The 18,792-nt window shown below is 46.5% G+C and carries 31 protein-coding genes; 1 reads left to right on the top strand and 30 read right to left on the bottom strand.

From position 1 onward, the window contains the following. Window positions 1–8 precede the first annotated feature (8 nt). Window positions 9–926: a dTDP-4-dehydrorhamnose reductase gene (rfbD, locus tag OW491_RS04165; protein ID WP_075174155.1), complete on the bottom strand. Its 918-nt coding sequence runs from the start codon at window positions 924–926 to the stop codon at window positions 9–11. Between the two features lie 213 nt (window positions 927–1,139). Further along, window positions 1,140–1,667, bottom strand: coding sequence for a single-stranded DNA-binding protein (gene ssb, locus OW491_RS04160; RefSeq protein ID WP_075174154.1), 528 nt, complete (start codon window positions 1,665–1,667; stop codon window positions 1,140–1,142). 212 nt (window positions 1,668–1,879) lie between these two features. Here ssb and uvrA point away from each other — a divergent pair, with 212 nt between their 5' ends. Continuing rightward, on the top strand, window positions 1,880–4,705 hold the full coding sequence (gene uvrA, locus OW491_RS04155; protein ID WP_075179676.1) for an excinuclease ABC subunit UvrA: 2,826 nt from the start codon (window positions 1,880–1,882) through the stop codon (window positions 4,703–4,705). Window positions 4,706–4,821: 116 nt separating this feature from the next. Here the strand turns inward: uvrA and rplQ are convergent, their stop codons facing one another. From rplQ to rpsJ, 28 genes are all read right to left on the bottom strand, one after another. Next, a complete protein-coding gene (gene rplQ / locus OW491_RS04150) occupies window positions 4,822–5,202 on the bottom strand; it encodes a 50S ribosomal protein L17 (RefSeq protein WP_075174152.1) in 381 nt (126 codons plus the stop codon). A gap of 40 nt (window positions 5,203–5,242) precedes the next feature. Then, window positions 5,243–6,247: a DNA-directed RNA polymerase subunit alpha gene (rpoA, locus tag OW491_RS04145; RefSeq protein ID WP_075174151.1), complete on the bottom strand. Its 1,005-nt coding sequence runs from the start codon at window positions 6,245–6,247 to the stop codon at window positions 5,243–5,245. A gap of 26 nt (window positions 6,248–6,273) precedes the next feature. After that, window positions 6,274–6,894, bottom strand: a complete 621-nt coding sequence (rpsD, locus tag OW491_RS04140) for a 30S ribosomal protein S4 (protein ID WP_075174150.1) — start codon at window positions 6,892–6,894, stop codon at window positions 6,274–6,276. A gap of 15 nt (window positions 6,895–6,909) precedes the next feature. Beyond that, window positions 6,910–7,299, bottom strand: a complete 390-nt coding sequence (gene rpsK / locus OW491_RS04135) for a 30S ribosomal protein S11 (protein WP_075174149.1) — start codon at window positions 7,297–7,299, stop codon at window positions 6,910–6,912. A 25-nt stretch (window positions 7,300–7,324) separates the two neighbouring features. Beyond that, on the bottom strand, window positions 7,325–7,681 hold the full coding sequence (gene rpsM, locus OW491_RS04130; RefSeq protein WP_075174148.1) for a 30S ribosomal protein S13: 357 nt from the start codon (window positions 7,679–7,681) through the stop codon (window positions 7,325–7,327). Window positions 7,682–7,813: 132 nt separating this feature from the next. Then, complete coding sequence (gene rpmJ, locus OW491_RS04125) at window positions 7,814–7,930, bottom strand: 50S ribosomal protein L36 (protein ID WP_075174147.1); 117 nt, start codon at window positions 7,928–7,930, stop codon at window positions 7,814–7,816. Window positions 7,931–7,948: 18 nt separating this feature from the next. Continuing rightward, window positions 7,949–9,277 carry a preprotein translocase subunit SecY gene (gene secY / locus OW491_RS04120; protein ID WP_075174146.1) on the bottom strand — a complete coding sequence of 443 codons (1,329 nt, stop codon included), beginning with the start codon at window positions 9,275–9,277 and terminating at the stop codon, window positions 7,949–7,951. Continuing rightward, window positions 9,278–9,712 carry a 50S ribosomal protein L15 gene (rplO, locus tag OW491_RS04115; RefSeq protein ID WP_075174145.1) on the bottom strand — a complete coding sequence of 145 codons (435 nt, stop codon included), beginning with the start codon at window positions 9,710–9,712 and terminating at the stop codon, window positions 9,278–9,280. 14 nt (window positions 9,713–9,726) lie between these two features. After that, window positions 9,727–9,909: a 50S ribosomal protein L30 gene (rpmD, locus tag OW491_RS04110; protein ID WP_075174144.1), complete on the bottom strand. Its 183-nt coding sequence runs from the start codon at window positions 9,907–9,909 to the stop codon at window positions 9,727–9,729. A gap of 6 nt (window positions 9,910–9,915) precedes the next feature. Continuing rightward, window positions 9,916–10,416: a 30S ribosomal protein S5 gene (rpsE, locus tag OW491_RS04105; RefSeq protein ID WP_075174143.1), complete on the bottom strand. Its 501-nt coding sequence runs from the start codon at window positions 10,414–10,416 to the stop codon at window positions 9,916–9,918. Between the two features lie 11 nt (window positions 10,417–10,427). Continuing rightward, window positions 10,428–10,778, bottom strand: coding sequence for a 50S ribosomal protein L18 (gene rplR / locus OW491_RS04100; RefSeq protein ID WP_075174142.1), 351 nt, complete (start codon window positions 10,776–10,778; stop codon window positions 10,428–10,430). 9 nt (window positions 10,779–10,787) lie between these two features. Next, a complete protein-coding gene (gene rplF, locus OW491_RS04095) occupies window positions 10,788–11,321 on the bottom strand; it encodes a 50S ribosomal protein L6 (RefSeq protein WP_075174141.1) in 534 nt (177 codons plus the stop codon). 9 nt (window positions 11,322–11,330) lie between these two features. Further along, window positions 11,331–11,723, bottom strand: a complete 393-nt coding sequence (gene rpsH / locus OW491_RS04090; RefSeq protein ID WP_075174140.1) for a 30S ribosomal protein S8 — start codon at window positions 11,721–11,723, stop codon at window positions 11,331–11,333. 83 nt (window positions 11,724–11,806) lie between these two features. Next, on the bottom strand, window positions 11,807–12,112 hold the full coding sequence (gene rpsN / locus OW491_RS04085; protein WP_075174139.1) for a 30S ribosomal protein S14: 306 nt from the start codon (window positions 12,110–12,112) through the stop codon (window positions 11,807–11,809). A 15-nt stretch (window positions 12,113–12,127) separates the two neighbouring features. Next, on the bottom strand, window positions 12,128–12,667 hold the full coding sequence (rplE, locus tag OW491_RS04080; protein WP_075174138.1) for a 50S ribosomal protein L5: 540 nt from the start codon (window positions 12,665–12,667) through the stop codon (window positions 12,128–12,130). A 12-nt stretch (window positions 12,668–12,679) separates the two neighbouring features. Continuing rightward, window positions 12,680–12,997, bottom strand: a complete 318-nt coding sequence (gene rplX, locus OW491_RS04075; protein ID WP_075174137.1) for a 50S ribosomal protein L24 — start codon at window positions 12,995–12,997, stop codon at window positions 12,680–12,682. Between the two features lie 100 nt (window positions 12,998–13,097). Continuing rightward, window positions 13,098–13,466, bottom strand: a complete 369-nt coding sequence (gene rplN / locus OW491_RS04070) for a 50S ribosomal protein L14 (RefSeq protein ID WP_075174136.1) — start codon at window positions 13,464–13,466, stop codon at window positions 13,098–13,100. A gap of 76 nt (window positions 13,467–13,542) precedes the next feature. After that, entirely contained in the window at window positions 13,543–13,806 is a 264-nt protein-coding gene (rpsQ, locus tag OW491_RS04065) for a 30S ribosomal protein S17 (protein WP_075174135.1), read from the bottom strand. Further along, window positions 13,803–13,997, bottom strand: a complete 195-nt coding sequence (gene rpmC, locus OW491_RS04060; RefSeq protein ID WP_075174134.1) for a 50S ribosomal protein L29 — start codon at window positions 13,995–13,997, stop codon at window positions 13,803–13,805. The genes rpsQ and rpmC overlap by 4 nt, the downstream gene beginning before the upstream one ends. Beyond that, window positions 13,997–14,410, bottom strand: a complete 414-nt coding sequence (rplP, locus tag OW491_RS04055; RefSeq protein WP_075174133.1) for a 50S ribosomal protein L16 — start codon at window positions 14,408–14,410, stop codon at window positions 13,997–13,999. The genes rpmC and rplP overlap by 1 nt, the downstream gene beginning before the upstream one ends. A gap of 11 nt (window positions 14,411–14,421) precedes the next feature. Further along, entirely contained in the window at window positions 14,422–15,108 is a 687-nt protein-coding gene (gene rpsC / locus OW491_RS04050; protein WP_075174132.1) for a 30S ribosomal protein S3, read from the bottom strand. Between the two features lie 17 nt (window positions 15,109–15,125). Then, complete coding sequence (gene rplV, locus OW491_RS04045; RefSeq protein ID WP_075174131.1) at window positions 15,126–15,461, bottom strand: 50S ribosomal protein L22; 336 nt, start codon at window positions 15,459–15,461, stop codon at window positions 15,126–15,128. Window positions 15,462–15,472: 11 nt separating this feature from the next. Next, on the bottom strand, window positions 15,473–15,751 hold the full coding sequence (gene rpsS, locus OW491_RS04040) for a 30S ribosomal protein S19 (protein ID WP_075174130.1): 279 nt from the start codon (window positions 15,749–15,751) through the stop codon (window positions 15,473–15,475). 19 nt (window positions 15,752–15,770) lie between these two features. Further along, a complete protein-coding gene (gene rplB / locus OW491_RS04035) occupies window positions 15,771–16,595 on the bottom strand; it encodes a 50S ribosomal protein L2 (RefSeq protein WP_075174129.1) in 825 nt (274 codons plus the stop codon). Window positions 16,596–16,608: 13 nt separating this feature from the next. After that, window positions 16,609–16,905 carry a 50S ribosomal protein L23 gene (gene rplW, locus OW491_RS04030; RefSeq protein ID WP_075174128.1) on the bottom strand — a complete coding sequence of 99 codons (297 nt, stop codon included), beginning with the start codon at window positions 16,903–16,905 and terminating at the stop codon, window positions 16,609–16,611. Continuing rightward, window positions 16,902–17,510, bottom strand: coding sequence for a 50S ribosomal protein L4 (gene rplD / locus OW491_RS04025; RefSeq protein ID WP_075174127.1), 609 nt, complete (start codon window positions 17,508–17,510; stop codon window positions 16,902–16,904). Before rplD ends, rplW begins: the two co-directional genes overlap by 4 nt. 1 nt (window position 17,511) lies before the next feature. Further along, the gene (gene rplC / locus OW491_RS04020) at window positions 17,512–18,159 is read right to left on the bottom strand and encodes a 50S ribosomal protein L3 (RefSeq protein WP_075174126.1); all 648 of its coding nucleotides are present in this window, start codon (window positions 18,157–18,159) and stop codon (window positions 17,512–17,514) included. A 114-nt stretch (window positions 18,160–18,273) separates the two neighbouring features. Then, window positions 18,274–18,585 carry a 30S ribosomal protein S10 gene (rpsJ, locus tag OW491_RS04015; RefSeq protein WP_075174125.1) on the bottom strand — a complete coding sequence of 104 codons (312 nt, stop codon included), beginning with the start codon at window positions 18,583–18,585 and terminating at the stop codon, window positions 18,274–18,276. Window positions 18,586–18,792 lie beyond the last annotated feature (207 nt).

The raw sequence follows: 18,792 nt of genomic DNA, 5'->3' as shown, positions 1-18,792 counted from the left end.
AGGTAAGGTCAGTAGCGCTTATTCGTGTAAATATCCCGCAACACACTCACCAGCTCACTGCGCCAAGGACGCTGCTTGATACCAAAAGTGCTAAGCAGTTTATGACATTTTAAAACAGAGGAAGCTGGCCGCTCGACTTCGGCATGCAGCTCTTTTTTAGGTACGGGTATGAGCACTTCTGTTTTGAGCGCCTCGTACTGCCCTGCTCCCGCCAAGATAGCCTCGGTAAAGCGATAACGAGTCGTTATTTCAGCGCCACAATAGTGATACGTTCCCCAAGCCTCTGCTCCATTATCCAACTGCTTAATAATAGCGACAATGACCCGAGCAACATCACTTGCCGACGTAGGGCATCCTTGACGATCATCAGCCGCTTCAATAGCTTGGCTCACACGTGCTTTTTCTAATGTCCGCAGTAAATAGTTATAACCATGGGTGCTAAAAATCCAACTCACACGCAATATGATATGCTTTGGCTGGTATTGACGGAGCAACTCCTCCCCCTGGCGTTTGCTTTCCCCAAACACACCCAAGGGTGATACTTCATCATCTTCGCTATAACCACTCGCATAATGGCCATCAAACAGGTGATCGGTGGATAAGTGCACAATAGGGATTGAAAGCGCGCCACACTCCTCAGCTAGGTTAGCAATTCCATCACGGTTGAGCTTAAAACAATGCTGCTTATCATGCTCGGCTGCGTCCACCTTGTTATAGGCAGCGGTATTCACCACATAATCGGGCATATAATGATCCAGCGCATGACGAATAGACTCAACCGAAGTGATATCCATGCCGTGGCGATCCAGCGCTATCATCTCAAAGTAAGTATCACTAAACCCAAGCTTCACCAGCTCAGAACCAACTTGGCCCTGCGCTCCTGTCACTAATACTTTTATAGGCGCCGACTGACTCCACCCTGCCATATAACCTCAAAAAAATTTACTAATTTATCAAGCCAGTATAATGCAAACTAACTGAACGGAAACCCTTACAAGCAGTTTAAATTCACTCAGTCAAAATAATAACGAATGCACCCTACTGTTCATTCTCACATAAAAAAGCCCAGCATCTTAGCTGGGCTTTACAGTATATTTTTCTAAACGAATTTTAATATAGGCTTTCTTTGTATTGAGGGCCTAAAATGGAATATCGTCGTCAAAGTCATCAAAGTTTGGCGCTGGCGCAGGCGTCTGTTGCTGAGGCGCCGGGGCAGGACGATTTTGCTGTGGAGCTGGCTGACTTGGAGCCGGGCGGCTATTTTGCTGAGGAGCCTGCTGAGAACCGTACCCAGGGTCTTGATTATACCCACCGCCACTATTATCGCCTCCGCGACCACCTAACATCTGCAGTTCGCTCGCTACAATCTCAGTCGTGTAACGATCTTGACCACTTTGATCTTGCCACTTGCGCGTACGTAGCGCTCCTTCAACGTATACCTGAGAGCCTTTACGCAAGTATTCACCTGCGATCTCTGCTAGCTTATTGAAGAAGACAATACGATGCCATTCCGTGCGTTCTTGGTTTTGCCCTGTTTGCTTGTCTTTCCAGCTTTCACTGGTAGCAATTGTAATGTTGGTCACTGCATTACCAGATGGCATGTAGCGAACTTCAGGATCGCCTCCAAGATTACCGACTAGAATGACCTTATTGATACCGCGCGCCATACGAACCCTCGTTTACTGTCAAAGCCTTCGCTTTTTATTACAAATCATAACGATGAACATCTAAAGATGTGCATTGTCTATTACCGTTTAAAACCTCATTCTCATTCCTTAAGAACGGGTTAAAAATTATTCAGATAAGCATATCATAGCGCTGCCTATCATCGGTACTCTATAATCCCCCTTTGCTGATCTGAAGTCTGACTGGAGCATACATGGATACCATTCTGGTTCGCGGTGCGCGCACCCATAACCTGAAAAACATCGACCTTGATATTCCTCGCGATAAATTAGTCGTAATAACGGGGCTATCTGGCTCAGGAAAGTCATCCTTAGCCTTTGACACTCTCTATGCTGAAGGACAAAGGCGGTATGTTGAATCGCTATCGACTTATGCGCGCCAATTTCTATCTATGATGGAAAAACCTGATGTTGACCATATTGAGGGATTATCACCGGCCATCTCCATTGAGCAGAAGTCGACCTCTCATAATCCGCGCTCAACAGTAGGCACTATTACTGAAATCTATGATTACCTTCGCCTACTTTTTGCGCGAGCTGGAGAGCCAAGATGTCCTGATCATAACCTTCCCTTAGCGGCTCAAACGGTAAGCCAGATGGTTGACCAGGTTATTGCCTTACCAGAAGACACCAAACTTATGTTACTTGCTCCTGTTGTACAAGGACGCAAGGGTGAGCACTTACATACTTTGCATGACTTACGTGCACAGGGTTTTGTTCGAGCGCGCATTAATGGAATCGTTGTCGACCTAGATACAGCACCCGAGCTAGACAAAAACAAAAAACACTCGATCGAGGTCGTGGTTGATCGCTTCAAGGTGCGGGACGATCTACAAATTCGATTAGCTGAGTCTTTTGAAACCGCACTAAACCTCACTGACGGTATTGCACGTGTTGCTTATATGGACGGCGACCAAGATGACATGGTCTTCTCTTCGCGGTTCGCATGCCCAGAGTGTGGACACAGCATTCAAGAACTAGAACCTCGTTTATTTTCGTTTAACAACCCACATGGCGCTTGCCCTAGCTGTGATGGTTTAGGTGTAAAGCAATACTTCGACCCTAAAAAAGTGGTGCATGACGATTCTTTAACTTTATCAGAAGGCGCCATCAGAGGCTGGGACCGTAGGGCCCTGTATTATTTCCAACAACTCAAAGCCGTCGCGGAGCACTTTGGGTTTGATATGGATACGCCGTTTAACCAACTCGACAAAAAACATCAGGATGCCATCCTAAAAGGGTCAGGTAAAACCACAGTTCCTTTTAAATACCTGAATGACCGCGGTGACAGCATCGTAAAATCGCACCCTTTCGAAGGCGTACTCAATAACCTTGAGCGGCGATATAAAGAAACTGAATCAGAGATGGTACGCGATGACCTAGCTAAATATCTCAATATGCAGCCTTGTCCGTCATGCCATGGCACACGTTTACGACGTGATGCCCGCCATGTGTTTATCGAAGAGAAGACGCTACCTGATATCGTGATTATGCCTATCGGCGAAGGCATGGAGTACTTCGAAAATCTAAAACTCACTGGTAAACAAGGTGAAATCGCCGATAAGATCTTAAAAGAAATCAGGCTTCGTCTATCCTTCTTGGTCAATGTCGGCCTGGATTATCTATCCCTTGACCGTAAGGCTGATACCTTGTCTGGCGGTGAAGCTCAACGAATCCGGCTTGCCAGCCAAATTGGTGCAGGCCTCGTGGGTGTTATGTACATCCTCGACGAGCCCTCAATAGGCCTGCATCAACGCGACAACGAGCGACTACTTCAAACACTAGAGCATTTGAAAAGCTTAGGTAACACTGTCATTGTGGTAGAGCATGACGAAGACGCGATTAGACTCGCTGATTATGTCGTCGATATAGGACCAGGCGCAGGCGTTCATGGCGGTGAAGTCGTCGCGGCCGGCACCCCTAAAGAAGTCATGGAGAACCCAAACTCGTTAACGGGACTCTACCTCAGCGGCAAAAAAGCGATACAGATTCCTAAAACACGTAACCCCATTGACCCTAACAAAAAGCTGGTTTTAACCGGTGCGAGCGGTAACAACTTAGACAATGTAACGCTTGAAATCCCAGTGGGTGTGATGACTTGTGTGACGGGAGTCTCAGGTTCGGGTAAATCTACGCTTATTAACAATACACTCTACCCGCTAGCTGCTACCGCGCTTAATAACGCAACGACACTGGAAGCAGCACCTTATGAGAAAATAGAAGGCCTTGAGCACTTCGATAAAGTTATCGATATTGATCAAAGTCCTATCGGCCGAACACCTCGTTCAAATCCGGCCACCTATACAGGCATATTCACACCAGTAAGAGAACTGTTAGCAGGGACTCAAGAAGCACGCTCACGCGGTTATAAACCCGGCCGTTTTAGCTTTAACGTTAAAGGCGGACGATGCGAAGCATGCCAAGGTGATGGCGTCATTAAAGTAGAGATGCATTTTTTGGCTGATATTTATGTGCCTTGTGATATTTGTAAAGGAAAACGCTACAACCGCGAAACCTTAGAAATCAAATACAAAGGTAAGAGTATTGATGAAATTCTTGGGCTGACTATCGAAGATGCTCGCGTCTTCTTTGATGCTATACCCGCATTAGCAAGACGCCTACAAACGCTTATCGATGTTGGTCTTTCTTACATCAAGCTTGGACAAGCAGCAACCACACTTTCTGGAGGCGAAGCTCAACGCGTTAAATTAGCGAAAGAACTTTCCAAGCGTGATACAGGCAAGACTCTATACATCCTAGATGAACCTACAACTGGTCTACATTTTTATGATATAGAACAGCTACTCGGCGTACTTAACCGTCTTAGAGACCATGGCAATACGGTAGTCATTATCGAGCACAACTTGGATGTTATAAAAACAGCAGATTGGTTAATCGACTTAGGACCTGAAGGCGGCAGTAAAGGTGGCTATATTATCGCGCAAGGGACGCCTGAATCAGTTGCGGACTCTCCAGAGTCTCATACTGGACGCTTCTTAAAGCCTTTGCTTAAGCGATAGGGATACCCGATTAATTAGGTTGGTTAGATTTTTCACTTAACCAACCTAAAAAATTGGACAAAGCTAAACGACAGACGAAAAAAAACCCGGCGTACCGGGTTTTTTTATTGAAGAGCTTACTCTTCTGAAGCTGAAGCTGGTTTACGATCAACCAATTCAACGTAAGCCATAGGTGCATTATCACCAGGACGGCTACCGCATTTAAGAATGCGAATGTAACCACCAGGACGATTCGCATAACGCGGACCTAGCTCGTTAAACAGTTTACCAACTGCTTCTTTACTACGTGTACGGTCGAATGCCAGACGGCGATTAGCAACCGAATCTTCTTTTGCCAGTGTAATCAGTGGCTCAGCAACACGACGTAGTTCTTTAGCTTTTGGCAACGTAGTTCTGATTAATTCATGCTCAATCAGAGAGTTAGCCATGCTCTTGAACATCGCCTTGCGGTGTGAGCTGGTACGATTTAAATGGCGGCCAGATTTACGATGACGCATTGTAAATTCCTTACCAACTTGGTCTTATAAAAACCGCGTCTTATGACGCGATTTTATCGTCGTTCTTCAGGCTAGCCGGAGGCCAGTTCTCAAGACGCATACCTAAAGATAAACCTTTAGATGCAAGTACGTCTTTGATCTCTGTCAGCGACTTTTTGCCTAGATTTGGAGTCTTCAGTAGCTCAACTTCTGTACGCTGAATCAGATCACCAATATAGTAAATCTGCTCTGCTTTCAGACAGTTGGCGGAACGAACCGTCAATTCCAAATCATCGACAGGGCGCAACAGAATCGGATCTACTTCCGGCTCTGCTGGCTCATCTTTCGCCTGGTCAGCAGCATCTTCAAGATCAACAAATACAGACAGTTGATGTTGTAGGATAGTTGCTGCGCGACGGATGCACTCTTCAGGATCAATCGTACCGTTAGACTCGATATCTATAACAAGCTTATCTAAGTCAGTACGCTGTTCCACACGAGCACTTTCGACAACATAAGAAACACGGCGAACCGGGCTAAAAGTTGCGTCCAGCTGGAGGCGACCAATAGCGCGAGTTTCGTCCTCGTCACTGATACGACTATCAGCCGGTACGTAACCACGACCACGCGTTACCTTCAACTGCATATTAAGTGTCGCACCTGAATTCAGGTGAGCAATCACGTGATCTGGATTCGCAACTTCAACATCTTGATTAAGCTGGATATCACCGGCAGTAACTGCACCAGATCCCGACTTAGTCAGAGTTAACGTAGCTTCATCACCATTGTGCAGAGCGATAGCAACACCTTTAAGATTTAACAGGATTTCGATAACGTCTTCCTGCACACCTTCTAAAGTGCTGTATTCGTGCAATACACCGTCAATTTCAACTTCAGTGACGGCACAGCCAGGCATTGAAGATAAAAGAATACGACGCAGAGCGTTGCCCAACGTGTGACCAAAACCACGCTCTAGAGGTTCTAAAGTCACTTTTGCACGTGTGTTACTGATTTCCTGAACGTCAATATGACGAGGGCTCAGAAACTCGTTTACAGAACGCTGCATAGTTCCACCAATCAAGAGTTCATGAATTACTTAGAGTACAGCTCTACGATCAGCTGCTCATTGATGTCTGCTGACAACTCACTACGCTCAGGAATAGACTTAAAAGTACCTTCCATTTTGCTAGAGTCAACGGCAACCCACTCAATAGGAGCGCGCTGAGAAGCTAAATCCAACGCGTTTTTAACACGCAATTGGTTTTTCGCTTTTTCACGAACTGCGACCACATCACCCGCCTGAACTTGGTAAGAAGCGATATTCACAACTTGACCATTAACAGTAATCTGACGGTGGGATACGATCTGACGAGATTCAGCACGTGTAGAGCCAAATCCCATACGATATACCACGTTATCCAAACGCCCTTCTAGCAATTGCAACAAGTTCTCACCTGTTGAACCTGCTTGACGAGCAGCTTCTTTGTAGTAGTTGCGGAACTGACGTTCCAATACACCGTAAATACGACGTACTTTCTGTTTTTCTCGGAGCTGCAAACCGTAATCAGACAGACGACCACGACGAGCACCATGTACACCAGGAACAGTTTCAGCTTTACACTTACTGTCTAATGCACGGACACCGCTCTTCAGAAAGAGGTCTGTACCTTCACGGCGTGACAGCTTGCACTTCGGTCCAAGATATCTTGCCATTTTACCGACTCCAGTTTATACGCGACGTTTTTTGGGTGGACGACAGCCGTTATGTGGAATCGGCGTTACGTCTGTAATGTTACTGATCTTGTATCCACAACCGTTGAGTGCACGCACTGCTGACTCACGACCTGGACCAGGACCCTTAACAAAAACGTCAAGATTTTTTAAACCATATTCCAAAGCTGCCTGACCGGCACGTTCTGCAGCAACCTGAGCTGCGAACGGAGTGCTCTTACGAGAACCACGGAAGCCAGAGCCTCCAGAAGTTGCCCAAGAAAGAGCATTACCTTGGCGATCGGTAATGGTGATAATTGTATTGTTAAAAGAAGCGTGGATATGCGCAAAGCCATCCACTACCTGCTTTTTAACCTTTTTACGTGTGCGATTACCTGGCTTAGCCATATTGGAAATTCCTATCGCTTAACACTTATTTACGGATCGGCTTACGTGGACCTTTACGCGTACGCGCATTGGTCTTACTACGCTGCCCACGAACAGGCAAGTTGCGACGATGACGGATACCACGGAAACATCCGAGGTCCATTAGGCGCTTGATGCTCAATGTGAGCTCTCTACGCAGGTCACCTTCGACAGTAAACTTACCCACTTCACCACGAACTACATCTAGTTGCTCATCTGTTAAATCGCCTATCTTGGTAGATTCAGCGATGCCAGATGCAACACAGAGTTTCTTAGCAGTAGTGCGGCCAATCCCATAAATGTAAGTCAGAGAAATAACCGCATGCTTATTGTCAGGAATATTGACGCCAGCTATACGGGCCATTCAACTTACTCCATCTAATGTGTGCCTAAACACAAAAATTCTATTATATGTACATAGAAGGCGCGCAATTATACGCCCTGATTAAAATTAAATCAACTGCGTAAACGCACCTTCTATGCCCCAGTCAGGCGATTAACCCTGACGCTGCTTGTGGCGAGGTTCCACTTTGCAGATCACGCGAACGGTACCGTTACGACGTACGATTTTGCAATTACGGCAAATCTTTTTTACAGATGCACGTACTTTCATGATCCACTCCTAGGGTGCTCAGCGCAGTAAACCTGCGCCGCTACCTTTGAGATTAGATTTTTTCATCAGGGACTCGTATTGATGCGACATCAAATGTGACTGCACCTGAGCCATAAAGTCCATAACCACGACTACAACGATCAGCAAGGACGTACCACCAAAATAGAAGGGTACGTTCCAAGCTACCACAAGAAATTGTGGCATCAGCGATACAGCTGTTATGTATAAGGCACCAAACAAAGTTAAGCGACCTAATACAGTATCGATGTAACGGGCAGACTGCTCACCTGGGCGTATACCCGGAATAAAAGCACCTGACTTCTTGAGGTTATCGGCTACTTCACGCGGATTAAACATAATCGCGGTGTAGAAGTAACAGAAGAACACGATACAAACTGCAAACAGAATGATATACAAAGGCTGGCCTGGCCCTAAAGCCAAGGCGATGTCTTGCAACCATTCCATTCCTTCTGTTTGTCCAAACCACTGACCAACAGATGCAGGAAACAGTAAAATACTCGACGCAAATATAGGTGGTATTACACCAGCCATATTGACTTTAAGCGGTAGGTGACTAGTTTGCGCAGCAAACACTTGTCGGCCTTGCTGTCGTTTCGCGTAGTTTATGGTAATACGACGCTGACCGCGCTCCATAAACACAACAAAACCAACAGTAGCAACTGCTAAAACCGCAATCGCTAATAGCGCTAATATATTCAGGTCTCCCTGACGAGCAGCCTCAAATGACTGCCCTATAGCACTTGGCAAACCAGCAACAATACCAGCGAAAATCAGGATAGAAATACCATTACCGATACCACGTTCAGTAACTTGCTCACCTAACCACATCAAGAAAACCGCACCGGCTACCAGAGTAACAACAGCTACAAAGTAGAAGTTGAAACCGGCAGAGAAGGCAATCCCCTGATTAGCTAGACCCACAGCCATCCCGAAAGATTGAACTGTAGCAAGTACAACAGTGCCGTAGCGCGTGTACTGATTAATCTTACGGCGACCAGCCTCACCTTCTTTCTTCAACTGCTCCAAATGCGGGCTCACCACGGTCATCAACTGCATAATGATAGAGGCAGAGATGTAAGGCATGATACCCAGTGCAAGGATACTCATTCGCTCCAATGCACCACCTGAAAACATATTGAAGAGACTGAGAATAGTCCCCTGATTTTGATCGAACAAAGCAGCTAGACGGTCTGGGTTTATACCCGGCACTGGTATATGAGCACCGATACGATAAACAATAATCGCTAGTAGCACAAAACGGAGACGAGACCAAAGCTCACCTAAACCATTTTGCAGTCCTGCTGGTACTGATCCTTGCTTAGCCATTTACGCCTCGACTTTACCGCCAGCAGCTTCAATCGCAGCCAAAGCACCTTTAGTCACTTTAAGACCTTTGATGTTGACCGCTTTTTTCAGCTCACCTGACAGGATAACTTTTGCAGTTTTGATTTCATCAGAAATGATATCCGCTGCTTTTAGTGCTGCCAGATCGATTACTTCAGCATTAATGCTATTCAACTCGTTTAAACGAATTTCAGTAGCATAACGTGCTTTACGGGACGTGAAGCCAAATTTTGGCAGACGACGTTGAAGCGGCATCTGACCGCCTTCAAATCCCGGTTTAACAGAACCGCCAGAGCGGGACTTTTGACCCTTGTGACCACGACCGCCAGTCTTGCCTAAACCAGAACCGATACCACGACCAACGCGTTTCGGTGCTTGCTTAGAGCCAGCAGCTGGACTGAGAGTGTTCAGACGCATGTGATGAACTCCCCTTACTCGCCTACTACATTAACCATGTAGTGGACTTTATTGATCATACCGCGAACAGCTGGGGTATCTTCCAACTCAACAGTATGGCCTATACGGCGCAAACCTAGACCCTTTACGCAAAGCTTATGCTTTGGCAGAGTAGCGATTGGACTGCGAACTAAAGTTACTTTTAGAGTCTTAGCCATAATCGTCTACCCCAGGATCTCTTCTACAGTTTTGCCACGCTTAGCAGCAACGTCTTCAGGTGAGCGCATGTGCTGCAAACCTTTAACTGTTGCGCGAACAACGTTTACTGGGTTCGTAGAGCCGTAGCACTTAGCCAGTACGTTGTGTACACCTGCGATTTCAAGAACAGAACGCATCGCACCACCGGCGATTACACCTGTACCTTCAGAAGCAGGCTGCATGTATACACGTGAAGCACCATGACGAGCAGTAACTGGGTACTGCAAAGTACCACCATTTAGCTCAACACGGATCATATTACGGCGTGCTTGCTCCATAGCTTTTTGAATAGCTACAGGCACTTCACGCGCTTTACCACGGCCAAAGCCTACACGGCCATTTCCGTCACCAACAACAGTTAGCGCAGTAAAAGCAAAAATACGGCCGCCTTTAACAACTTTAGCGACACGATTTACTTGAACTAGCTTCTCTTGCAGTTCACCATCTTTTTGTTCGTGATTTGACATCATCGACCCCTTTAGAATTCTAGGCCGCCTTCACGGGCTGCATCAGCGAGTGCTTTAACTCGGCCATGGTATTTAAAACCAGAGCGGTCAAAAGCGACTTTTGTGATTCCTGCTTCTTTGCCACGTTCAGCGATCAGGACACCTACTTTTCCTGCTGCATCTACGTTACCTGTTGCGTCAGCGCGAAGCGCTTGTTCTACAGTAGATGCAGAAGCCAGAACCGTACCACCATCAGCAGAAATTAGCTGAGCGTAGATGTGACGAGGTGTGCGATTAACGCACAGACGCACTTCACCTAGTTCGCGCATTTTCAGGCGAGCACGGCGTGAGCGACGAATACGTGCTTGTTTCTTAGCGTTCATAACCCTGCCTTACTTCTTCTTAGCCTCTTTACGACGAACATATTCGTCAGCATAACGTACACCTTTACCTTTATAAGGCTCTGGCGGACGGAACGCGCGAATCTCTGCTGCTACCTGACCAACACGCTGCTTATCAGCACCACGAATAACGACTGTGGTTTGGTTAGGAGTTTCAGCTGTTACGCCTTCAGGCAATGCATAGTCGATCGGATGTGAGAAACCTAGAGTCAGGTTCAAAACACTACCTTTAGCTGCTGCACGATAACCAACACCTTGCAACTGTAATGTTTTTTCAAAACCTTGGCTCACACCAAAGACCATGTTGTTAACCAATGAACGTGCTGTACCAGACATTGCACGTGCGATTTTAGAGCCATCACGAGCAGCAAAATTTACTTCGCTACCTTCTTGAGTGATCTCAACAGATGTATGAATATCCATTGATAGCTGGCCATTCTTGCCTTTAACAGAAACAAGATTGCCGTCTAACTTAACCTCAACACCTGCCGGTACAACTACGGGACTTTTCGCAATACGAGACATATAACCCCCTTAGAATACCGTACAGATGACTTCACCACCGATACCGGCAGCGCGTGCAGCTCGATCAGTCATCACGCCTTTAGATGTAGAAACAATTGCTACACCCAAACCAGCAGAAACCGAAGGAATATCGTTAGAGCCTTTGTAGATACGAAGACCTGGACGACTTACACGTTTAATCTGTTCAATAACCGGCTTACCTTCGAAATACTTCAGCGCAATCGTAAGTACTGGCTTAGCGTCACCTTCTACAGAAACATCTGCAATGTAACCTTCGCTTTTCAATACTTCAGCAACTGAAACTTTCATTTTGGAAGACGGCATAGATACAGCTGTTTTACCAGCCATGTGACCGTTACGAATACGAGTAAACATATCCGCAAGAGTATCTTGCATGCTCATGCTATTAAGCTTCCTATATGTGCAGCGTGGAGCGGTAGCATTAAAATGCCCAGACCCCCACGCTTACCGTTTAACAAACTGTATTACCAGCTTGCCTTCTTCAAACCTGGAACATCACCACGCATCGCAGCTTCACGCAGCTTGATACGGCTCAGACCGAACTTACGGTAAACCGCATGTGGACGACCTGTGATCTGACAACGACGTTGTTGACGAACCGGGTTTGCGTCACGCGGCAATTTTTGCAGCGCAACTTGTGCGTCCCAGCGATCTTCATCAGAAGTCGCAGGGTTCTTAATTTTTGCTTTAAGTTCAGCGCGTTTTGCAGCGAACTTAGCAACCAATTTAGCACGCTTATCTTCACGTGCTTTCATTGAAGTTTTAGCCATTATCCAACCCCTGTCTTATTTCTTGAACGGGAAACCCAGGGCAGCCAGCAAGGCACGACCCTCGTCGTTTGTTTGAGCGGTAGTCGTGACAGTAATATCAAGACCACGCAACTTATCAACCTTATCGTATTCGATTTCAGGGAAGATAATCTGCTCTTTAACACCCATGCTGTAGTTACCACGACCGTCAAAAGACTTAGGATTCAAACCACGGAAGTCACGAATACGTGGGATAGAAACGTCAACTAAACGATCTAAGAATTCCCACATACGCTCACCGCGCAATGTTACTTTACAACCGATCGGCCAGCCTTCACGAACTTTAAAGCCAGCAATAGATTTGCGAGCCAAAGTAACAACAGGTTTTTGACCAGCGATAGCTGTTAAATCAGCTACTGCGTTTTCAAGTTGCTTTTTATCGCCTAACGCTTCACCAACACCCATATTAAGAGTGATTTTAGAAACACGAGGAACAGCCATAATGTTCGGGCTATTCAACTCTTCTTTAAGCTTTAGCTTAACTTCATTTGCGTATAACGCTTTTAATCTTGACATGGTATCCGCTCCTTATTTACCGACGACTTCGCCGTTAGATTTGAAGAAGCGAACTTTTGTGCCATCTTCAAGAATTTTGAAGCCAACACGATCACCCTTTCCGGTAGCAGGATTGAAGATCGCAATATTAGAAGTAGCAATACCCGCTTCCTTCTCAACGATACCACCCGGCTTACCTAACATTGGGTTAGGTTTGGTGTGCTTTTTCACCATATTGATGCCAGAGACAATCAAACGATCATCTTTTAGCACACGCAGAACAGTACCGCGCTTACCTTTATCTTTGCCTGCGATGACGATTACTTCGTCGTCACGTTTAATTTTACGCATGTTATACCTTTATCGCTTCCTACTACCTTCTCATGCTGAAAAACGCCAAACCCTTTCGGGAGTGGCGTTTTCGAAGACAAAATTCAATAAGAATAAGGTCTTACAGCACTTCAGGCGCCAGGGAAATGATTTTCATGAACTTCTCTGAGCGAAGTTCACGCGTTACTGGGCCAAAAATACGAGTACCCATTGGGGCATCGTTGGCATTCAATAATACCGCTGAGTTTGTATCAAAGCGGATTATAGAACCGTCTGGGCGACGTACACCTTTACGAGTACGTACAACAACAGCGTTTAAGACCTGACCTTTCTTAACGCGGCCGCGAGGAATTGCTTCCTTCACAGTCACCTTAATAATGTCGCCGATACAAGCGTAACGACGGTGGGAACCACCTAGGACCTTAATACACTGTACACGCTTAGCGCCGCTGTTATCAGCAACATCAAGCATAGATTCAGTTTGAATCATGGTCTACTCCAAAACTAATTAAGCTGCCCGTCAAACCATGACGGGCAAACCGTCAAATGGAGCGAAGGCGCGTATATTACACCTTCGCAGCACGTTCATCAATAGAAACTAGTGCCCAAGTTTTACTCTTGGATACTGGACGTGTTTCTTGGACAGTTACCAAGTCACCAGTATTACACTCGTTTTTCTCATCATGAGCATGCAGCTTGGAGGAGCGCTTAATGAACTTTCCGTAAATCGGATGCTTCTCTTTACGCTCAACCAGAACCGTGATGGTTTTATCCATCTTGTCGCTAATTACACGACCAGTAACAGTTCGAGTACGTTTTTCAGCGCTCATTTTTCACCTACCTTGTTATTCAGTACAGTCTTAACGCGAGCGATGTCGCGGCGAACTTGGCTCAGTAGGTGAGTCTGCGCCAACTGACCAGTTGATTTCTGCATACGCAGATTGAACTGATCTTTCAGAAGACCCAACAACTCTTGCTGCAGTTCTTCAGATGACTTTTCACGCAGTTCAGTAGCTTTCATTACATCACCGTCCGTTTGACAATGGTTGTAGCGATCGGCAGCTTAGCAGCGGCAAGGTTAAACGCCTCAGTCGCCAGCTCTTCAGGCACACCGCCCATCTCAAATAACACACGACCCGGCTGGATCTGCGCTACCCAATACTCCACGTTACCTTTACCTTTACCCATACGCACTTCAAGCGGCTTATTGGTAATCGGCTTGTCTGGAAAAATACGAATCCAGATTTTACCACCACGCTTAACGTGACGAGTCATGGTACGACGTGCAGCTTCGATTTGACGAGCAGTAATACGGCCACGTCCAGTCGCTTTAAGGCCATACTCGCCAAAGCTAACTGCGCTACCGCGCTGCGCAAGACCGCGGTTACGGCCTTTCATCATTTTACGAAATTTCGTACGTTTAGGTTGTAACATTGACGTTTACCTCACTTAGAACCTTTCTTCTTAGGTGGGTTTTTCTTCTCAGCACGTACCTGTTCGATACCACCAAGAACTTCACCTTTGAAGATCCAGACTTTAACGCCAATCACACCATAAGTAGTGTGCGCTTCATAAGCAGCATAATCGATATCAGCACGCAGAGTGTGCAGAGGCACGCGGCCTTCACGATACCACTCAGAGCGCGCGATCTCAGCGCCACCCAAACGACCGCTTACCTGAATCTTGATACCTTTAGCACCAAGACGCATAGCGTTTTGTACCGCACGCTTCATAGCACGACGGAACATAACACGACGCTCTAACTGGCTAGCTACGCTTTGAGCTACTAGCTGAGCATCTAATTCAGGTTTACGAACTTCTTCAATGTTGATATGAACAGGAACGCCCATCATTTCTGATACAGCATTACGCAGTTTTTCAACATCTTCACCTTTTTTACCGATCACAATACCTGGACGTGCAGTAAAAATGGTGATTTTAGCATTCTGTGCAGGACGCTCGATTTCGATGCGGCTTACAGAAGCACTTTTCAACTGACCTTCCAAGTAACTACGTACTTGCAAGTCATTTAACAATTTTGCAGCGTATTCAGACTTGTCCGCATACCACACAGAAGTGTGATCTTTAACGATACCCAGTCGAATACCGGTCGGATGTATTTTCTGACCCATAACGAACTCTCCTAGCCTCAGCCTTTGTCGGACACCTTAACGGTGATGTGGGAGTTGCGCTTCAGGATGCGGTCAGCGCGACCCTTCGCACGAGGCTTAATGCGTTTCATGGTCATAGCTTCATCTACGAAGATAGTTGACACACGTAACTCATCAACATCGGCACCGTCATTGTGCTCAGCGTTTGCAATTGCAGACTCAAGCACCTTCTTAACCAAATCAGCACCCTTTTTAGGGCTGAATGATAAGATCTCAAGGGCTTCACCTACCGACTTGCCGCGAATTTGATCAGCAACCAAGCGCGCCTTCTGAGCAGAAATGCGGGCGCCTATAAGTTTAGCAGCGACTTCCATCATTTATCCCCTTAGCGCTTCTTGGCTTTCTTATCCGCTGCGTGACCACGATAGGTACGCGTAGCAGAAAATTCGCCCAATTTGTGGCCAACCATGTCTTCAGTAATGAAAACTGGAACGTGCTGGCGGCCGTTATGAACTGCAATCGTCATCCCAACAAAATGCGGGAAGATTGTAGAACGACGTGACCAAGTTTTAATTGGCTTACGATCGCTCTTTTCAATTGCAGCTTCTACCTTCTTCAACAGGTGAAGGTCGATAAATGGACCTTTCTTCAGTGAACGTGGCACAGCTGTATCCTCAATCTAGTTACTTGGAACGGCGACGAACGATTAGTTTGTTCGTGCGCTTGTTCTTACGAGTTTTATAACCTTTAGTTGGAACACCCCATGGTGTAACAGGATGACGACCGCCCGAAGTACGACCTTCACCACCACCGTGCGGGTGATCAACTGGGTTCATAGCAACACCGCGAACGGTAGGACGAACACCTTTCCAACGTTTAGCACCGGCTTTACCGAGCTGACGTAGGCTATGTTCGCTGTTGCTTACTTCACCCAGTGTTGCGCGACAGTCAACCAAGACTTTACGCATCTCGCCAGAACGTAAGCGCAATGTAGCGTACGCACCTTCACGAGCAACTAGCTGAGCTGAAGTACCAGCAGAACGAGCAATTTGCGCACCCTTGCCAGGCTTCAATTCGATACAATGGATAACACTACCAACCGGTACATTACGGATTGGAAGCGTGTTACCAACTTTAATATCTGCATCAGCACCTGATACTAGTTTATCACCAGCAACAACACCTTTAGGCGCAATGATGTAAGTACGCTCGCCATCAGCATATTTAAGCAATGCGATGTGAGCTGAACGGTTTGGATCATATTCCAAACGCTCTACAACTGCAGGAATTCCGTCTTTATTACGACGGAAATCGACGAGTCGATAATGCTGCTTATGACCACCACCAATGTGACGCGTAGTAATGCGACCATTGTTGTTACGTCCACCAGTTTTGCTTTTCTTCTCAACTAGTGCAGCTAACGGCTTACCTTTGTGCAGTTCAGCACCAGAAACCTTAACGACATGACGACGGCCAGCAGAGGTTGGCTTTGTTTTAGTAACTGCCATGATTTAACCCCTCTTATTCGCCACCAAGGAAATCAATTTCAGAGCCTTCGCTAAGGCGAACATACGCCTTACGAACGTCACTACGCTTGCCTAAGCCACGCGCAGTACGTTTGGTCTTACCTTTTGCGTTAAGAACGTTTACGCCATCAACTTTGACGTTAAACAATTCTTCAACCGCTGCCTTGATTTCTTGTTTGGTAGCATCTTTTGCCACACGGAAAACTACCTGCTGCGAACTGTCAGCGACGATAGTTGCTTTCTCAGAGATATGAGGACCTAAGAGAACTTTGTACAGACGTTCCTGGTTCATGCTAGCGCCTCCTCAATTTTCTTAAGAGCAGGGACTGTAACTACAACCTTGTCAAAACCAACAAGACTAACCGGGTCAACACCTGCAACATCACGCACATCGACGTGTGGCACGTTACGCGCCGCCAGGTACAGGTTAGCTTCTACGTCTTCTGTAACGATCAACACGTTAGACAAATCAAGCTCTTTCATCTTAGCGACAAACTGCTTAGTCTTCGGTGCTTCCATCGCGAACTGCTCAACAACAACTAAACGCTCTTGACGAACCAATTCAGAGAAGATGCAACGCATAGCTGCACGATACATTTTCTTGTTCACTTTCTGCGAGTGGTTACGCGGCTGAGCTGCGAATGTAACACCACCACTGCGCCAGATTGGCGAACTTACAGTACCAGCACGAGCACGACCCGTTCCTTTTTGACGGAATGGCTTAGCACCACCGCCAGCAACATCAGAACGTGACTTCTGTGCTTTAGTACCTTGACGAGCACCAGCCAAGTAAGCTGTAACTACTTGGTGTACAAGTGCTTCGTTGAAATCTTTACCAAAAGCTAGATCGGATACTTCGACCGACCCATTATTGGTTCCAGCGAGATTCAGATTCATTTCAAACCTCCTTGGCGCCAGCTTTAACAGCTGGTTTAACGATGACGTCACCGCCGGTTGCGCCTGGAACAGCACCTTTAATCAACAACAAGTTACGCTCTGCGTCTACACGCACAACTTCTAGAGTCTGAACAGTAACGCGTTCAGCACCCATATGACCTGCCATTTTTTTGCCTTTCCATACACGACCAGGAGTTTGACACTGACCGATAGAACCCGGAGCACGGTGAGATAGTGAGTTACCGTGAGTCGCGTCTTGCATAGAGAAATTCCAACGCTTGATACCGCCTTGGAAGCCTTTACCTTTAGACTGACCGCTAACATCCACTTTCTGACCTGCTTCGAAGCGCTCAACTGTTAGCAATGCGCCAACGTTGATTTCTTCATCACCCGACAGACGGAACTCCCATAAACCGCGACCTGCTTCAACATTTGCTTTCGCAAAGTGTCCAGCTTCTGGCTTATTAAGACGGTTAGCCTTAACTGTACCAGTGGTCACTTGGATAGCTGCATAGCCATCCTGATCAGCAGTTTTAACCTGCGTCACACGGTTCGGATCCACCTCGATGACCGTGACTGGCACGGATACGCCATCTTCAGTGAAGATGCGAGTCATACCCGCTTTGCGTCCGATTAAACCTACAGACATTTCAATTACCTCTTGCCAGTTGTGTACGGGGCTGTTACCCACTACGGCTGCCCATTTCAGGGACATTCCACAATCAGCGCTTCATTATGTAAAAATGATATTGCGCGTTGCTTATTAGCCTAAGCTAATTTGCACTTCTACACCTGCAGCTAGATCCAGCTTCATCAATGCGTCAACTGTTTTTTCAGTTGGCTCAACGATGTCCAGAACACGCTTGTGCGTACGAATCTCGTACTGATCGCGCGCGTCTTTATTGACGTGCGGAGAGATCAGAACGGTGTAACGCTCTTTGCGAGTTGGAAGCGGGATCGGACCACGCACTTGAGCTCCCGTACGCTTAGCAGTATCTACGATTTCCTGCGCGGACGAGTCGATCAAGCGATGATCAAACGCTTTCAGACGAATTCTGATTTTCTGGTTTTGCATTTTGATCACACTTTTTCAAAAGTTTGATTACGGCAATAGCCGACCTCCCCTCAGGATCAAGGGGACGCAAATTCTACTCATGCGCGTATTAACAGTCAAGCTAAAGCGGCTATTTTTTAACCACACACAAAAAAGCCCTCCATTGGAGGGCTTTTAAATATCTTTCACTCAATATTAAGCGAAGATTTTAGATACAACGCCTGCACC

The sequence above is a fragment of the Neptunomonas sp. CHC150 genome, from assembly GCF_030397555.1.
GTDB classification, from domain to species: Bacteria; Pseudomonadota; Gammaproteobacteria; order Pseudomonadales; family Balneatricaceae; genus Neptunomonas; species Neptunomonas phycophila.
This window is presented reverse-complemented; position numbering and strand designations above follow the sequence as displayed.

Bases quoted from the DNA above. Each gene is read 5' to 3' on its own strand.
- rfbD (WP_075174155.1), bottom strand. From the start codon at position 926: ATGGCAGGGTGGAGTCAGTCGGCGCCTATAAAAGTATTAGTGACAGGA.
- ssb (WP_075174154.1), bottom strand. From the start codon at position 1,667: ATGGCGCGCGGTATCAATAAGGTCATTCTAGTCGGTAATCTTGGAGGC.
- uvrA (WP_075179676.1), top strand. From the start codon at position 1,880: ATGGATACCATTCTGGTTCGCGGTGCGCGCACCCATAACCTGAAAAAC.
- rplQ (WP_075174152.1), bottom strand. From the start codon at position 5,202: ATGCGTCATCGTAAATCTGGCCGCCATTTAAATCGTACCAGCTCACAC.
- rpoA (WP_075174151.1), bottom strand. From the start codon at position 6,247: ATGCAGCGTTCTGTAAACGAGTTTCTGAGCCCTCGTCATATTGACGTT.
- rpsD (WP_075174150.1), bottom strand. From the start codon at position 6,894: ATGGCAAGATATCTTGGACCGAAGTGCAAGCTGTCACGCCGTGAAGGT.
- rpsK (WP_075174149.1), bottom strand. From the start codon at position 7,299: ATGGCTAAGCCAGGTAATCGCACACGTAAAAAGGTTAAAAAGCAGGTA.
- rpsM (WP_075174148.1), bottom strand. From the start codon at position 7,681: ATGGCCCGTATAGCTGGCGTCAATATTCCTGACAATAAGCATGCGGTT.
- rpmJ (WP_075174147.1), bottom strand. From the start codon at position 7,930: ATGAAAGTACGTGCATCTGTAAAAAAGATTTGCCGTAATTGCAAAATC.
- secY (WP_075174146.1), bottom strand. From the start codon at position 9,277: ATGGCTAAGCAAGGATCAGTACCAGCAGGACTGCAAAATGGTTTAGGT.
- rplO (WP_075174145.1), bottom strand. From the start codon at position 9,712: ATGCGTCTGAACACTCTCAGTCCAGCTGCTGGCTCTAAGCAAGCACCG.
- rpmD (WP_075174144.1), bottom strand. From the start codon at position 9,909: ATGGCTAAGACTCTAAAAGTAACTTTAGTTCGCAGTCCAATCGCTACT.
- rpsE (WP_075174143.1), bottom strand. From the start codon at position 10,416: ATGTCAAATCACGAACAAAAAGATGGTGAACTGCAAGAGAAGCTAGTT.
- rplR (WP_075174142.1), bottom strand. From the start codon at position 10,778: ATGAACGCTAAGAAACAAGCACGTATTCGTCGCTCACGCCGTGCTCGC.
- rplF (WP_075174141.1), bottom strand. From the start codon at position 11,321: ATGTCTCGTATTGCGAAAAGTCCCGTAGTTGTACCGGCAGGTGTTGAG.
- rpsH (WP_075174140.1), bottom strand. From the start codon at position 11,723: ATGAGCATGCAAGATACTCTTGCGGATATGTTTACTCGTATTCGTAAC.
- rpsN (WP_075174139.1), bottom strand. From the start codon at position 12,112: ATGGCTAAAACTTCAATGAAAGCACGTGAAGATAAGCGTGCTAAATTG.
- rplE (WP_075174138.1), bottom strand. From the start codon at position 12,667: ATGTCAAGATTAAAAGCGTTATACGCAAATGAAGTTAAGCTAAAGCTT.
- rplX (WP_075174137.1), bottom strand. From the start codon at position 12,997: ATGCGTAAAATTAAACGTGACGACGAAGTAATCGTCATCGCAGGCAAA.
- rplN (WP_075174136.1), bottom strand. From the start codon at position 13,466: ATGATTCAAACTGAATCTATGCTTGATGTTGCTGATAACAGCGGCGCT.
- rpsQ (WP_075174135.1), bottom strand. From the start codon at position 13,806: ATGAGCGCTGAAAAACGTACTCGAACTGTTACTGGTCGTGTAATTAGC.
- rpmC (WP_075174134.1), bottom strand. From the start codon at position 13,997: ATGAAAGCTACTGAACTGCGTGAAAAGTCATCTGAAGAACTGCAGCAA.
- rplP (WP_075174133.1), bottom strand. From the start codon at position 14,410: ATGTTACAACCTAAACGTACGAAATTTCGTAAAATGATGAAAGGCCGT.
- rpsC (WP_075174132.1), bottom strand. From the start codon at position 15,108: ATGGGTCAGAAAATACATCCGACCGGTATTCGACTGGGTATCGTTAAA.
- rplV (WP_075174131.1), bottom strand. From the start codon at position 15,461: ATGGAAGTCGCTGCTAAACTTATAGGCGCCCGCATTTCTGCTCAGAAG.
- rplB (WP_075174129.1), bottom strand. From the start codon at position 16,595: ATGGCAGTTACTAAAACAAAGCCAACCTCTGCTGGCCGTCGTCATGTC.
- rplW (WP_075174128.1), bottom strand. From the start codon at position 16,905: ATGAACCAGGAACGTCTGTACAAAGTTCTCTTAGGTCCTCATATCTCT.
- rplD (WP_075174127.1), bottom strand. From the start codon at position 17,510: ATGAATCTGAATCTCGCTGGAACCAATAATGGGTCGGTCGAAGTATCC.
- rplC (WP_075174126.1), bottom strand. From the start codon at position 18,159: ATGTCTGTAGGTTTAATCGGACGCAAAGCGGGTATGACTCGCATCTTC.
- rpsJ (WP_075174125.1), bottom strand. From the start codon at position 18,585: ATGCAAAACCAGAAAATCAGAATTCGTCTGAAAGCGTTTGATCATCGC.